Source organism: Paenibacillus sp. EKM301P (assembly GCF_011800295.1).
In the GTDB taxonomy this organism is placed as follows: domain Bacteria; phylum Bacillota; class Bacilli; order Paenibacillales; family Paenibacillaceae; genus Paenibacillus; species Paenibacillus polymyxa.
Genome location: NZ_JAALFM010000001.1, coordinates 722,581 through 737,493, shown reverse-complemented (window position 1 = coordinate 737,493; position 14,913 = coordinate 722,581). Strand labels below are relative to the sequence as shown.

Below are 14,913 nucleotides of genomic sequence, written 5' to 3'. Positions count from 1 at the left end.
TTGATATAGATGGTGGTGAAGGGATTCTGCCTAAAGGTGGGGTCCCTTTGTTTGTGTCATGACTTGCCTTCCGGTCGGATGTCAGGTACGATCAGTGGGTGGGGGGAACGGAAAATGGATGTAAAAACAGCCTCTAAGGCTATTCGTAAAGGTGATATTTCGCCAGTGTATCTGTTATATGGCAATGAAAAATATCAAATGAAGCAGTTTGTTGAGATGCTAAAAGAGAAGGTGGTCGAGGAGGAGCATCGTGACTTCGCCATTAGTTCTTATGATTTAACCGAGACGCCAATTGAGGTGGTTGTAGAGGACGCAGAAACAGCGCCTTTTCTGGTGCCAAAGAAGCTAATTATTGTACGGGATACCAGTGTATTTGCAGCAGGCAAAGATAACGGCAAAATAGAGCACCGTCTTGAGACGCTGTTGACTTACATGGATAACCCGACTGACTATAGCGTCATCGTTTTTACGGTTCAGGCTGAAAAGTTGGATGAACGGAAAAAGATCGTCAAGAAACTGAAAAGTGATGCCTCAGTTATTGCTTTCGCCCCTATGGGTGGAGATGATCTTGTGGCTTGGGTCCATAAGCGTGCAGCAGAAAGAGAAGTGCAGTTGGCAGCAGGAGCGGCTGAGAGACTCATTCAATACACGGGTGTCGGGCTTCAATCCTTGGCAGCCGAGATAGATAAGCTGTGCTTGTACGCAGGAGCGCAGGGAACGATCTCATCCGCTGACATTGAATCCCTTGTGCCTCGTAATACAGAGCAGAACGTATTTGCGATGGTTGAGGATCTGGCTAATTTGCGGCTGGATAAGGCGCTCAGTATTTTTTATGAATTGCTTAAGCAAAAAGAAGAACCAATCAAGATAGCAGCTTTGATCACACGGCAGTTTCGTATTATGTTGCAGGTCAAAGAGCTGGCAGGTCAAAGCTATTCTCAGCAACAAATTGCGAGTCAGCTCAGCTTGCATCCTTATGGGGTGAAAGTTGCAGGAGATCAAGCACGACGCTTCCGTTCTGAGCAGCTGCGCCAGCTTCTCTATGAACTGGGCGAACTGGACTATCATATGAAGACAGGTGTCGTTGACAAGGTGCTGGGACTGGAACTGTTTTTAATGAAAATGGGGGCAGGCGCTTCAATCTAATCTCATAAAGTTATAAACTAAAAAATCCTGATCAGCCAAGGCTGGTCAGGATTTTTTCATTAACGTATAAAAGTAGCTCTTGCTTACGCTTGAGCTGTAAGAGCGTTAAGTTTTTTCGCCAAGCGGGATTTCTTGCGAGCAGCTGCATTTTTGTGGATCAGACCTTTAGTTACAGCCTTGTCCAGCTTTTGGGAAGCCACTTTGAAAGCAGCAGCAGCAGCTTCAGCTTCAGCTTCGTTACCTACCAACGCTGTATCGGCAGCTTTAACTGCTGTACGAAGCGCGGATTTTTGGGAAGCGTTCAACGCACGGCGTTTGTCGCTAGTTTTAACGCGTTTGATAGCGGATTTGATGTTTGGCATTACATTCACCTCCTGTAAAGGCATTACTTATGAACACAAACGTTTCACAACTTAAAATATTTTAGCATGCCACACCTCAAATTGCAATAAGAAAACATTCTAAGACGATGCAAATTACAGGATGAAAATGGATGTGCATAAACCTGTTGGGTGTCTCGCACACTATAGCCAGAGATGGTATACAAGGAGGTTTAACAGATGGATCTGGATTTGCAGAAGTATGCGGTACGCACGGATTTGGCATTAGAGGCAAGAGAGCTGGCAGAACGGAATCAGCCTGTACCGCTGGCGGGTATAAATGAGAATGTGGAGGAAGATAACGGGATTAAAATTACGCGGCTGGATGTATTAAATGAGGAAGGAGCCAACCGTATTGGGCGGGTACAAGGGCATTACATTACGCTCGAAGTACCTGGCTTGCGTGAAGGCGACACTGGACTCCAACAACGGGTAGCCATTGCCTTTGCAAAAGAAATGGAGCATTTTATACAAAAAATAGGGATCTCTAAGGTGGCAAGGGTGCTGGTGGTAGGGCTGGGGAATTGGAACGTGACTCCTGATTCGCTGGGTCCGCTTGTCGTTGAAAATTTAATGGTCACCCGTCAATATTTTGAACTGACACCTGATCAGATCAACCCTGGATATCGGGATGTGAGTGCGATTGCGCCGGGTGTTCTTGGTATCACGGGAATCGAATCCAGTGAGATCGTTCAAGGCATTGTGGACCGCACAAAACCAGAGCTTATTATTGCTATTGATGCTTTGGCGTCACGTTCATTGGAGCGTGTCAATACGACCATCCAGGTGGCGGATATCGGAATACATCCGGGTTCAGGTATTGGCAACAAGCGCCGCGGTATCACCAAGGATATTATGGGGGTTCCGTGTATTGCTATCGGCGTTCCAACGGTATGCTATGCTTCGACCATCGTCAATAATGTAATCGAACTGATGAAAACGCATTTTACCAAAGAAAAGGCTTCTACCAAAGTAATTCTGGGAATGTTGGATGATATTTCAGAACCTGAGAGACTCGGGCTGGTGAGAGAGGTACTTCAACCGCTGGGGCATGATTTGATTGTGACTCCAAAAGAGATCGATGAATTTATTGAAGATATCGCGAATATCATTGCGACCGGTTTGAACGCAGCTCTACATGAGGCTGTTGATCCCGACAATGTCGCCGCTTATACGCATTAATGAAAGGCTAGCAAAACCATCTTTCTAAGACACGACAGAAAATCTCTATTTAACAGGTAGCCTATCTCTTTCAAAAAGGGATGGGCTTGTCCTGTAGATAGAGATTTTTGTGTTCTAGTAATTGTTCTCCGTTCATAGAGTTGAAGTATAAGAGATTTCCGAAACAGATAGGAACCCTGTGTTCTGAATGTAATAAGCGGGTTTCGACGGGACGAAGGAGGACAAGGCTCACATGAAAAAAATTCAGACCTGGAACGTCGGAAGATGGAGAAGAAAAGGTATCGAAATTTTGGCAATGGGACATACGCTTGTGCTGCTCATCATGGGCTCGGCGCTTTTATTTGTCGTTTTGGGACTAGGAGGGCTGGCAGAAAATCGTTTGCAAACTTCTCCTGTTTCTTCGATGAAAGGATTGGCAGGCTCGGTGTCCAGCGGTTTTTTCGCGGATATGCTAGGTATGGAGGTACCTCATTTGGCACAAAAAAAACAGCATTCTTCGTTGTCGGGTGAACAATGGTCGCCATTTGTTTTTCAGATGCTTACAGGTATTAATCCGCAAGATCCCAAAAGTCTCATTTCTCGTGAAATTCCTGGCATGGCTGCTGGAGCGCCTGTCTTGCTGCGCAAGGGTTCGGGGAACATCAAGGTAGAGGGTCCTACGGATTATCAGCCTGATCAGGGAACGACAGATACCCCTGAGAGCTCAAACGCAGCTGAGAACCCGCCGTCTACTACGCCGGATATTCCGACAACACCGGAAACAGACCCTGCACGTGAGGATGATCCAGGTGATGCCGCCAAAGGGGAGAAGCGTATATTAATCTACCATTCTCATCCCAGAGAAGCATATAACCCATTACTGAGCAAAACCAGTTCCAACCCCAATTCAGGCTCTAAGTCAGCTAATGTATCAAGGGTAGGAGACTTTGTAAAGAAGAGACTGGAAAAGCAAGGGATATCTACACTGCATGTAAACAAGGATTATGCCACCACAGTTCAAAATTACAATTGGAACTACTCCTATAAATATTCACGCACAACAGTCAAGGAGGCTTTGGCTCAAAATAAAGGTTTAACTTATCTGCTCGATATTCATCGTGATTCCCAACGTCATGGAAAAACAACAGCCACGATTAATGGACTTTCTTATGCCAAAGTGTATTTTATTATCGGACATGACAACAAAAATTGGCGCAAAAATGAAGCTTTTGCTGCTCGCATTCATGAAAAGCTGGAAAAATCATATCACGGCGTATCGCGCGGTGTATGGGGAAAAGATGGCGGCAAAGGAAACAATGGTGAATACAATCAAAGCTTGTCTTCTCATAGCATTTTGATCGAAATCGGAGGGATTGACAACACCGAGGAGGAGTTAAAACGAACTTCCGACGTTCTGGCGGACATGATCAGTGAAGTGTATTGGGAGGATCAGAAAGCACAGAAGGCGGGTACCAACGTATCTGACACCAAAAAGAACAACAGCGGTAATTAAATAAGGTAGCAGTTAGGGGGGGATATAATGACCGGACATTTTCGTAAAAAAGCGCTTGGATTTGTGCTTCTGATCGGAGCAGGCGTATTACTTGGCATGCAGCTGGCAGGCTCTGGCCTGCGCTCAGTCTATGGCCCGGAATGGGACGAGAATCCAGTTTCATCGGTGAATCAACAGAAAGTTGATTATGAGCAGACGGTGATTGAAGATACCCCGGCAGCTAATGCCCGAGCGTATAATCGTACGTATAATACAAGTGGAAAGGTCGAGTTTGAGCCACAAACGGACACGAATGAAGGAAAAACAAACGAACGAAGTGAGGAGCAGACCGCACGCTGGACACATGAATGGGATACGAAGACTGCTCAGAATGACAATATTCGGCAGGGCCTAGAGACGCCTCGTGAGCTGCTAGCCGTAAAGGCGCAGCAGGCTTCGGTGGATACCATGGCCGATAAAACGGCTGGGCTGCTTCAAAACCTGTCAAGACAAGGTATTCGCTGGGTTGTATCTGTATTTGACGGGGTAACAGAATAGAAATATTGCTGCCCCCCCTTACAACTGCTATAATAAGCTGATTGATACTAGGCATTGTGTGGGGGTAAGGCATGACTGACATTTTGGCAAGACAACGTAAAATTCGGAACTTTAGTATCATTGCACATATAGACCATGGTAAATCCACGCTGGCTGACCGGATCTTGGAGTACACCGGTGCACTCACTTCCCGCGAAATGCAGGAGCAAGTGCTTGACCAGATGGAACTGGAGCGGGAGCGCGGGATTACAATTAAGCTCCAGGCAGTGCGACTCACCTATAAGGCCGATGACGGCGAAGAGTACATTTTGAATTTGATTGATACACCGGGACACGTCGATTTTACCTATGAGGTATCTCGTAGTTTGGCAGCCTGCGAAGGTGCTTTGCTGGTCGTAGACGCAGCGCAGGGGATTGAGGCGCAGACATTGGCTAATGTTTATTTGGCGCTCGACAACAATCTGGAGATTTTGCCAGTGCTTAACAAGATTGATTTGCCAAGTGCTGATCCTGAACGGGTAAAGCAGGAAATCGAGGATGTTATCGGTTTGGACACGAGTGAAACTGTACATGCTTCAGCCAAAGCTGGAATCGGTATCAAGGAAATTTTGGAACAGGTGGTCAGAAGTGTGCCTGCTCCGCAAGGAAATCCGGATAATCCGCTTAAGGCGCTTATTTTCGATTCGCATTATGATCCTTATAAAGGCGTAATCGTATATGTACGTGTTGTGGACGGCAGTATCCGTGCGGGTTCGAAAATTAAAATGATGGCGACTGACAAAACGTTTGAGGTTATCGAGGTTGGAGCTTTCATGCCACGTATGACGATCGTGGATGAGCTAAATATCGGTGATGTTGGTTTTATCGTGGCCGGAATCAAGCATGTGGGCGACACTCGTGTCGGGGATACGGTAACGGATGCCAAAAATCCAACACCAGAACCGATGCCAGGCTATCGGAAAATTAATCCGATGGTGTATTGCGGTCTGTATCCGATTGAAACATCGGAATACAACGATCTGCGTGAGGCGCTTGAAAAGCTGCAGCTGAACGATGCTTCGCTCAGCTTTGAACCGGAAACATCCAGTGCGCTGGGCTTCGGTTTCCGTTGCGGTTTCCTTGGTCTGCTGCATATGGACGTTATTCAGGAACGTATTGAACGTGAATTCAATATTCCGTTGATTACAACGGCACCAAGCGTAATTTACCGTGTACAATTGACTAATGGGGAAACGATCGAAATCGATAACCCGTCCAACTACCCAGAAGTAGGGCGTATTGAACATGTACAAGAGCCATATGTTAAGGCGGGCATCATCGTGCCAAATGATTATGTAGGTACGGTTATGGAGCTTTGTCAGAACAAGCGTGGTGAGTACGTGAACATGGAGTACCTAGATACAACACGGGTAACAATTACGTACCAGATTCCTTTGTCTGAAATCGTATATGATTTCTTTGATCAGCTTAAATCCAGCACCAAAGGCTATGCTTCCTTTGACTATGAGATTTCAGGCTATCGCCAATCTAATCTGGTGAAGATGGATATTCTGTTGAATGGTGAGCAGGTCGATGCGCTGTCGTTCATCGTGCATAGAGATCGAGCTTACCACCGCGGACGTATCATTTGTGAGAAGCTGCGCGAGTTGATCCCGCGGCAAATGTTCGAGGTGCCAATCCAGGCATCTGTAGGAACAAAGGTTGTTGCGCGTGAAACCGTTAAGGCTATGCGTAAAAACGTCTTGGCCAAATGTTATGGCGGCGATATTTCCCGTAAACGGAAGCTGCTTGAGAAGCAAAAAGAAGGCAAGAAGCGTATGAAGCAGGTCGGTAACGTAGAAGTACCACAGGAAGCATTTATGGCGGTACTGAAGATAGATGAGTAAAGCAGTTTGAAGTATTCGTCCATTCTTTCATGGGGCATTTGCCATGCATGGAGAATGGACGTTCTTTATTTGAGCAAGCTATTCAGGACAGAGAGCTCGTTCAAGTTACAATCAGCGTAACAAAGCATAGTATCATTAAAACTTTAGAGTATTTCTTAAAGCAGTGTCTCTTTTACTGCAACACCTACACCACAAAAATGGGCCGACTTCGTGGTGGGCAGCAGCGGAGGGGGCCATTTGAATCTGGAGAAGCGTAGCGTTCGCCTTTACTCCCCAATTTTATCCCTAAGAGTGCTTATATAATGGAAAATTGGGGAGTAACAGCGATCAGAAGATCAAATGGAACACGAAGCGGTTGGTCTCGACCTCGGCTCATTTTCTCACTAAACCCTGAATCGACAAGGAGGATCGGTATGACCGCATCCATACAAAAACATGAATATTCATCCGCGCCTCAAGCGGTTTATCTGCATATACCTTTTTGCACGAATAAATGCTTTTACTGTGACTTTAACTCTTATGTGCTCAAGGATCAGCCTGTTATGGAATATCTGTATGCCTTGGAACGGGAGATGGAACATACGGTCAAACTTCACCCGCCAGGACAGATAAAAACCATTTTTGTCGGGGGCGGAACACCAACAACCCTCAATCCGAAGGAAATGGAATATTTCCTGAAGAGCGTTCGTACCTATTTTCCAAACTGGGCGGAAGATATTGAGTTTTCTATGGAAGCCAATCCAGGCACAACTGATTTTGAAAAACTTTCTGTGATGAAAGAAGGCGGCGTCAATCGACTCAGCTTTGGTGTGCAGGCTTTCCAGAATGAACTGCTTACAGGCATAGGTCGTATTCATAGTACAGATGACGTCTATCGTAGTTTGGAAAACGCACGTAAGGCCGGCTTGGACAATCTGTCGATTGACCTGATGTTCGGTTTGCCGAACCAAACGGTGGACATGCTGGATGAAAGCGTCAGTAGAGCCCTAGAGTTGGGACTTCCTCATTACTCTATCTACAGTTTGAAGGTTGAAGAGAATACGCTCTTCCATACGTTGTACCAGAAAAATCAGCTGCCGCTTCCACATGAAGATGACGAGCTGGAAATGTATTTGCTCCTCATGCGTCGCATGAAAGAAGCGGGTTATGAACAGTATGAAATTAGCAATTTCGCTAAACCAGGTTTGGGAAGTAAGCACAATATGACTTATTGGCGTAATGAGGATTATTACGGTCTTGGCGCTGGGGCACATGGTTATGTTGGCAGAGAGCGTCATATGAACATTAAGGGCATTAACCCTTATGTGGAGGCTACTCGGAATGGTTTACCACGTTTGGACAGTTTTGAGGTGCCGACGGCGGAAGCCATGGAGGATTTCCTCATGGTCGGTTTGAGAATGCTGGAAGGTGTGTCTAAATCCCGCTTTGAAGCTCAATTTGGTCAGACATTGGAAGACACGTTTACAGTTCCTCTCAGAAAAATGCTGAATGCGGGATTAATTGAATCAATCGAGGATGGGTATCGTTTGAGCGAACGCGGTATTTTATTCGGAAATGACGTATTTGCAGAGTTCATCGGTTCTATCACGGTAAATTCATAAGTTGCAGGTTTCAATACAATACATTTTGACATCGTAAGCTGGGCTATCATTTTATTACACCATTCTGCCACAGCAGGGTAAATGGAGTATTGCGATTCTATGCGTTATGTTGTATATTTATTCATTATATGCGGCAAGCGGCAGGAGGAGAGCAAGATGGCTTCAGTGTGTAAAGATGTATTGTGCAGAAGTGCGGTTCCTGAGGATGTGGAGCCTTTATATCAAATGATTAGTGGCTATGCAGAGCGGGGGATTATGCTGCCACGTTCAAGGGAAGTGCTTACGCGCCAACTGGAGCTGTTTATTGTTGCAGAGGTGGACGGCCAAGTCGTTGGCTGTGGTTCTTTATGCAAATTGGGGGCTGATTTGGTAGAGATTCGCTCCCTTGGCATCTCTGAGGGGCATAAAGGAATGGGAATAGGCTCCAAGCTTGTGGAAGGCCTTATTATAGAAGCACGGCGGCAACGTATTCCTAAAATTATGGCACTGACCTATGAGGTATCCTTTTTTATAAAAAACGGTTTTGATGTAGTTAGCAAAGAGATTTTTCCTGAGAAGGTATGGACCGACTGCATTCACTGCAGTAAGCAAAACAATTGCGATGAAATCGCAGTGTTGAAAGTACTGAACTGACCTGTCAATAATGAGGTCAGTTCAGTGTTTTTTTATCAGGACGTAGCCGTGTGTATGTGTTACAGCTTACATTATTGTGCCCCTGTTTATTTCTCAAATGTTTGGAGTAACCACCAAATGAATTGATGATGAGGCTCCAGTTCCGAAGGTAATCATTCAAGCTTCTTATGGGATGGTCCTTATGGTAATCCGTAACATTATAAAAGTATGTAGTGCCATCTAACGGAACCTGACGTTTGTATTTATACAAGGCGACAACATATTTTTCAGACTCTCCGGTTCGGCTTGGACGATATGTGTATCCTTCCCAGTCGGCTGGTGTTACATCATCATAATGCAGTATAGCTGCCACACTATATTTGATTTGCTTGGGAATGCTTGGACTGAATTCTTGTGGGTAAAATAAAATGGTATTCCACATGCTTAACAGAATTGTAGGGACCAAAATTAAGGCACACACCATAGGGGTCTTAATTTACGAATTAAGTGGATCACCGAAATGATAAGGGCAGCGTTCAGAATAAAAACTAGTGGCAAAGCAAGTATTCTTCCTAGTCCTGTGTACGGAAACAATTCGATTAAAATGTAAAACATACAAATTGTAGGTAAAAGAGCGATTAATGCGTATAAAAGGTTGCGGCGCTTGCTTCTCAGATCCCATTCCTCCTTAAAGGCAATAAAGTTATACAGTTTGTAGACACAGTCTCAAATTTTTCAGTTTTCTGTTGCCTATACATAAATACGGTTTGGATATGATGAATAATGAGGTTTTCCGTGAAAAAGTGCAAATAGTCTGTTTCATTGTAGTCATCCAAATGGATGTAATAAATCTGGTTTATTGAAAATACTGATCTGACTTGACAATGATCAGGTCGGTTTGGTATTTTTGTATTATCAGTTAGCACTCATCGCGAACGAGTGCTAATGATTCCATTTAACAATCATGCTATTATGGATAAATGACAAGGGGGGATTCGCTTGTTAACCGAACGTCAGAGACTCATTTTGAATGCGATTATTGATGACTACATTCGTTCGGCTGAGCCAGTGGGTTCCCGCAGCATATCCAAAAGGCAGGATGTCGGATTCAGCCCAGCCACAATCCGTAATGAAATGTCGGATTTGGAGGAACAGGGCTATCTGGAGCAACCCCATACTTCTGCGGGACGCATCCCGTCTCATAAAGGCTATCGTTATTATGTGGACCATTTGGTGCCGCTAAATACACTGAAGCCTATGGAAATGCGGGAACTAAAAGCCTTTTACGCCGAAAAGCTGAATGTAATGGAGCAAGTGATCCAGCATGCATCAGGCATTTTGTCCCATATGACCAATTATACTTCCATCCTGCTTGGGCCGGAGGTTTTTCATACTTCGTTGCGTCATTTTCAGCTGTTGCCGCTCAACGAAACGACGGCTGTGGCGATTATCGTGACCAATACCGGTCAGGTGGAGAATAAAACGGTGGATATTCCGCCTGGAATTTCAATCTCCGAGATGGAAAAGGTTGTGAATTTACTGAACAGCAAGCTGGTCGGTGTACCGATTTATCAGCTTAAATCACGCCTTTACACCGCGCTGGGTCAGGAAATGGAGAAGCATGTATCTCATTTTGAGGACGCTATGAAGGTGCTGGATAAAGCACTCGATAATGAATCAGATCAGCGCCTATATTTAAGCGGTGCGACGAACATGCTGAATCAGCCTGAATTTAAAGATGTAGAAAAGGTTAAACATATTCTCGATCTGCTGGAGGAAACGCCAACGCTACTTAAACTGATGACTCCTGTAGCCGGAGCACCTGAAATTCAAGTCCGCATCGGCACAGAAAATGATCATGAAGCATTTGCCAATTGCAGCCTGATTACTGCTACATATGCAGTAGACGGAGAAGCGTTGGGTACTATAGGTATATTGGGTCCGACGCGGATGGAGTATGCGAGAGTTATTAATATTTTGGGTATCCTGTCTAAGGATTTGACCGCAATGCTAACGCAACGGTTTAAATAAAATAAGATCGCATAGGTTGCGGTCCTACATGTTCCGCGCTGGGATACGGTTTGTATCCTGCGCGGGTGCATTGTTGCGTGCTTTTATAGGGGAGTTACAACTTGAAGGAGGTGAAACATTTTGAAGGAAGAACAAGCGTTCCAAGATGACAAACAACAAAATGTAAGCACAGAGGAAGCCGCCGAAACGAGCCAGCAGGACGAGCTGGTGAATGAAGCGGCAGCACTGGAAGCCGAGGAAGAAAACACAGAGGTGGCAAAACTTCGTGCAGAGGCGGAGGAGCATCAGCAACGGTTTTTGCGCGCACAGGCGGATTTTGATAATTTTCGTCGCCGTACGCTGAAAGAAAAGGAAGACCTTGCTAAATATGCGTCTATGAAGCTTGTTACCGAGTTGGTGCCTGTTCTGGATAACTTCGAGCGAGCGCTGGCAACAGCAACGCAAGGAGCGGAGTCTGAGTCATTCACCAAAGGCGTGGAAATGATTTTCCGCCAGTTTGAGAGTGTGCTTCAGGCAGAGGGAGTGACGGCCATGAATGCAGTGGGACAACCGTTTAATCCTGATTTCCATCAGGCTATTATGCAGGTGGAGAGCGAAGAGCATGATGAAGGCATCGTCGTTGAAGAGGTACAAAAAGGATACATGCTGAAGGACAAGGTGCTTCGTCCAGCGATGGTAAAAGTTAGCATGTAACTTTTTCTATATACATTAGAATTACATCATTTTGATTCAACCATTCTGGCCTGAGGGCCTCGTATATACAGAAGGAGGAATTGTCCGATGAGCAAAGTAATCGGTATTGACTTAGGTACAACCAACTCTTGTGTGGCTGTTATGGAGGGCGGCGAAGCCGTCGTTATTCCAAATCCGGAAGGCGCGCGCACAACCCCTTCCGTTGTCGGTTTCAAAAAAGATGGGGAGCGTACTGTAGGGGAAACGGCAAAACGCCAAGCAATTACGAACCCGGATCGTACAATCATGTCCATCAAGCGCCACATGGGTACTAATCATAAAGAAAACATTGACGGTAAGGAATATTCCGCACAGGAAATTTCCGCTATGATTTTGCAAAAGCTGAAAGCTGACGCTGAAGCTTACCTGGGCCAAACGGTTTCTCAAGCGGTTATCACTGTTCCAGCATACTTCAATGATGGTCAACGTCAAGCAACTAAGGATGCAGGTAAAATTGCCGGTCTGGAAGTTCTGCGGATTGTCAATGAGCCAACAGCAGCTGCATTAGCATATGGTATGGAAAAATCCGAAGACCAAACCATCCTCGTATATGACTTGGGCGGCGGTACATTCGACGTATCCATTTTGGAACTGGGCGATGGTTTCTTCGAAGTTAAAGCAACAAGCGGCGACAACAAGCTGGGTGGCGATGACTTTGACCAAGTGATTATTGATTACCTCGTAAATGAGTTCAAGAAAGATCAAGGTATTGACCTGAGCAAAGATAAAGCAGCTGTACAACGTCTGAAAGATGCAGCAGAAAAAGCGAAAAAAGAACTGTCCGGCGTGCTGACAACGACAATTTCCTTGCCGTTTATCACAGTAGCTGATGGCGTTCCACAGCATTTGGAGTTGAACCTGACTCGTGCGAAGTTTGAAGAATTGTCCGCAGGTCTGGTAGAACGTACTTTGGGACCTACTCGTCAAGCGATGAAAGATGCAGGCATGAGTGCTAGCGACATCGATAAAATCGTTTTGGTCGGCGGCTCCACACGTATTCCAGCTGTACAAGAAGCAATCAAAAAACTGACAGGTAAAGAGCCTCACAAAGGCGTAAACCCTGATGAAGTGGTAGCTTTGGGCGCGGCAGTTCAAGCAGGTGTATTGACAGGTGATGTGAAAGACGTCGTTCTCCTTGACGTAACTCCACTGTCCCTCGGTATTGAAACCGCAGGTGGCGTATTCACTAAAATGATTGATCGTAACACGACAATCCCTACGAGCAAATCGCAAGTATTCTCGACGTATGCCGACAATCAGCCTAGCGTAGAAATTCACGTGCTGCAAGGTGAACGCGAAATGGCAGCAGGCAACAAAACACTGGGCCGTTTCCAATTGGGAGATATCCCTCCAGCACCACGTGGTGTACCGCAAATCGAAGTTACTTTCGATCTGGATGCGAACGGTATCGTGAACGTATCTGCTACAGATAAAGGCACAGGCAAAAGCCAAAAAATTACGATCACTTCTTCTAGCGGCTTGAGTGACGAAGAAGTAGAACGTATGATGAAGGATGCCGAGTTGCATGCGGAAGAAGATAAGAAACGTAAAGAGTTGGTAGAAGCGAAAAACGCTGCAGACCAACTGATCTACTCCGTAGACAAAACGATTAAAGATCTGGGCGAAAAAGCGGATGCAGGTGAAGTCGAAAAAGCAAATGCAGCTAAAGAAAATCTGCAAAAAACGCTGGAATCCGATAACCTGGAAGACATCAAAAAAGCTACTGAAGAGCTGACTGAGATTGTTCAGCAATTGTCTGTGAAATTGTATGAGCAAGCTGCTCAAGCAGCGCAAGCTCAAGACGGAGCAGCAGACAGCAAAGGCCGTGACAATGTAGTTGATGCGGACTATGAAGTTGTTGACGAAGATCAGAAGAAAGACTAAGCAACGGATCGGATAGTGGCAACTTTACGGTATACCGGTACGTTATGATATACTGAACAATAATTAGCAGCGTAGCTGCCTTGATAAATAACAATTAGCCTAAGGGTAACTGTTATTTCCAAGATAAATAAGCATATTACGGGTTGTACTGCCTTGAAATGATGGGAAGGTCAAAGCCGGGTCATCCCGTGCCTTTGGCTTTCCTTTTATATGTAGTGCAGACACGTTGTAGGCATGGGGGTGGAACATTGGCTGATAAGCGTGATTATTATGAGGTGCTGGGTGTCGCAAAAGGCGCTTCGGATGAAGAAGTCAAAAAGGCTTACCGTAAGCTTGCGCGTCAGTATCATCCGGACGTGAACAAGGCTGCGGACGCAGAAACTAAATTCAAAGAAGTTAAAGAAGCTTACGATGTCCTCAGTGATGGTCAGAAGCGGGCAAGATACGACCAATACGGTCATGTAGACCCGAATCAGGGCATGGGAGGCGGCTTCGGTGGTGCCGACTTCGGTGGCGGATTTGGTGATATTTTTGATATGTTCTTTGGTGGCGGTAATGGTCGACGTGACCCGAATGCACCGCAACGAGGGAACGATCTTCAATATACGATGACAATCGAATTCAAAGAAGCGGTGTTTGGTAAAGAAACCGACATTCAAATTGAACGTACGGAAACATGTGATACGTGTCATGGTACAGGAGCCAAAGCGGGCACTCAACCACAGACCTGTTCCGTCTGCCACGGCAGTGGACAGGAAGAAGTGGTGCAGAATACACCGTTTGGCCGCATGGTTAATCGACGCGCCTGCTCCAATTGCGGCGGTTCCGGTAAAATCATCAAAGAAAAATGTACGACTTGTAGCGGATCAGGCCGTGTCCGCAAGAAACGTAAAATTCATATTCGCATTCCGGCGGGTGTGGATGACGGCGCACAAATGCGTATCAACGGTGAAGGCGAAGGCGGTGTCAACGGAGGACCGGCAGGTGACCTGTACGTCGTATTCCGCGTGAAGTCGCACGACTTCTTTGAGCGTGAGGGAGACGATATCTACTGTGAAATTCCGCTGACGTTCTCACAGGCAGCCTTGGGAGATGAAGTTGAGATCCCAACGTTGACCGAGAAAGTGAAGCTGAAAGTTCCAGCAGGCACGCAAACAGGGACTTATTTCCGTCTTAAAGGAAAGGGTGTACCAAAACTGCGCGGCGTAGGTCAAGGTGACCAGCATATTAAGGTAGTTGTGGTAACGCCTAGCAAGCTGAGTGAGGAACAGAAGGATTTGCTGCGTCAGTTCTCTTCGCTTAGTGGAGAGCAGACACATGAGAATGAGCAGTCCTTTTTTGACCGTGTGAAGCGGGCTTTCCGAGGCGACTAAGCCAAAGTCGAAATCGCGGAGCTTCAATTATGAATCCGAGGGACTATTCCGCAATTG

Annotated in this window: 12 protein-coding genes; 11 read left to right on the top strand and 1 reads right to left on the bottom strand. The window is 45.8% G+C overall.

All coding sequences use genetic code 11. The features are described 5' to 3' along the window. The first annotated feature begins 114 nt into the window (after positions 1-114). Complete coding sequence (holA, locus tag HFD99_RS03330) at positions 115-1,146, top strand: DNA polymerase III subunit delta (RefSeq protein WP_017428180.1); 1,032 nt, start codon at positions 115-117, stop codon at positions 1,144-1,146. Between the two features lie 83 nt (positions 1,147-1,229). On the opposite strand, the gene rpsT is transcribed toward holA, so the two are convergent. After that, positions 1,230-1,508, bottom strand: a complete 279-nt coding sequence (rpsT, locus tag HFD99_RS03325) for a 30S ribosomal protein S20 (protein ID WP_167440804.1) — start codon at positions 1,506-1,508, stop codon at positions 1,230-1,232. Between the two features lie 198 nt (positions 1,509-1,706). Between rpsT and gpr the strand changes: the two genes are divergently transcribed. The 10 genes from gpr (at position 1,707) to dnaJ (ending at position 14,856) form a co-directional block, all read left to right on the top strand. Beyond that, positions 1,707-2,708 carry a GPR endopeptidase gene (gpr, locus tag HFD99_RS03320; RefSeq protein ID WP_123797414.1) on the top strand — a complete coding sequence of 334 codons (1,002 nt, stop codon included), beginning with the start codon at positions 1,707-1,709 and terminating at the stop codon, positions 2,706-2,708. Between the two features lie 232 nt (positions 2,709-2,940). Continuing rightward, the gene (locus HFD99_RS03315; protein ID WP_123797413.1) at positions 2,941-4,200 is read left to right on the top strand and encodes a stage II sporulation protein P; all 1,260 of its coding nucleotides are present in this window, start codon (positions 2,941-2,943) and stop codon (positions 4,198-4,200) included. Between the two features lie 27 nt (positions 4,201-4,227). Further along, positions 4,228-4,737 (top strand): hypothetical protein, encoded by a 510-nt coding sequence (locus HFD99_RS03310; protein ID WP_016821622.1) that lies wholly within the window; start codon positions 4,228-4,230, stop codon positions 4,735-4,737. A gap of 71 nt (positions 4,738-4,808) precedes the next feature. Next, on the top strand, positions 4,809-6,623 hold the full coding sequence (lepA, locus tag HFD99_RS03305) for a translation elongation factor 4 (protein ID WP_016821621.1): 1,815 nt from the start codon (positions 4,809-4,811) through the stop codon (positions 6,621-6,623). Positions 6,624-7,036: 413 nt separating this feature from the next. Next, the gene (gene hemW / locus HFD99_RS03300; protein ID WP_016821619.1) at positions 7,037-8,224 is read left to right on the top strand and encodes a radical SAM family heme chaperone HemW; all 1,188 of its coding nucleotides are present in this window, start codon (positions 7,037-7,039) and stop codon (positions 8,222-8,224) included. Between the two features lie 156 nt (positions 8,225-8,380). Further along, the gene (locus tag HFD99_RS03295) at positions 8,381-8,857 is read left to right on the top strand and encodes an N-acetyltransferase (RefSeq protein WP_017428176.1); all 477 of its coding nucleotides are present in this window, start codon (positions 8,381-8,383) and stop codon (positions 8,855-8,857) included. A gap of 978 nt (positions 8,858-9,835) precedes the next feature. Then, the gene (gene hrcA / locus HFD99_RS03290) at positions 9,836-10,867 is read left to right on the top strand and encodes a heat-inducible transcriptional repressor HrcA (RefSeq protein WP_013372178.1); all 1,032 of its coding nucleotides are present in this window, start codon (positions 9,836-9,838) and stop codon (positions 10,865-10,867) included. A 120-nt stretch (positions 10,868-10,987) separates the two neighbouring features. Next, complete coding sequence (grpE, locus tag HFD99_RS03285) at positions 10,988-11,560, top strand: nucleotide exchange factor GrpE (RefSeq protein ID WP_016821616.1); 573 nt, start codon at positions 10,988-10,990, stop codon at positions 11,558-11,560. 87 nt (positions 11,561-11,647) lie between these two features. Continuing rightward, the gene (gene dnaK / locus HFD99_RS03280) at positions 11,648-13,483 is read left to right on the top strand and encodes a molecular chaperone DnaK (protein ID WP_013372176.1); all 1,836 of its coding nucleotides are present in this window, start codon (positions 11,648-11,650) and stop codon (positions 13,481-13,483) included. A gap of 248 nt (positions 13,484-13,731) precedes the next feature. After that, positions 13,732-14,856: a molecular chaperone DnaJ gene (gene dnaJ, locus HFD99_RS03275; protein ID WP_016821615.1), complete on the top strand. Its 1,125-nt coding sequence runs from the start codon at positions 13,732-13,734 to the stop codon at positions 14,854-14,856. The last annotated feature ends 57 nt before the right edge of the window (positions 14,857-14,913 follow it).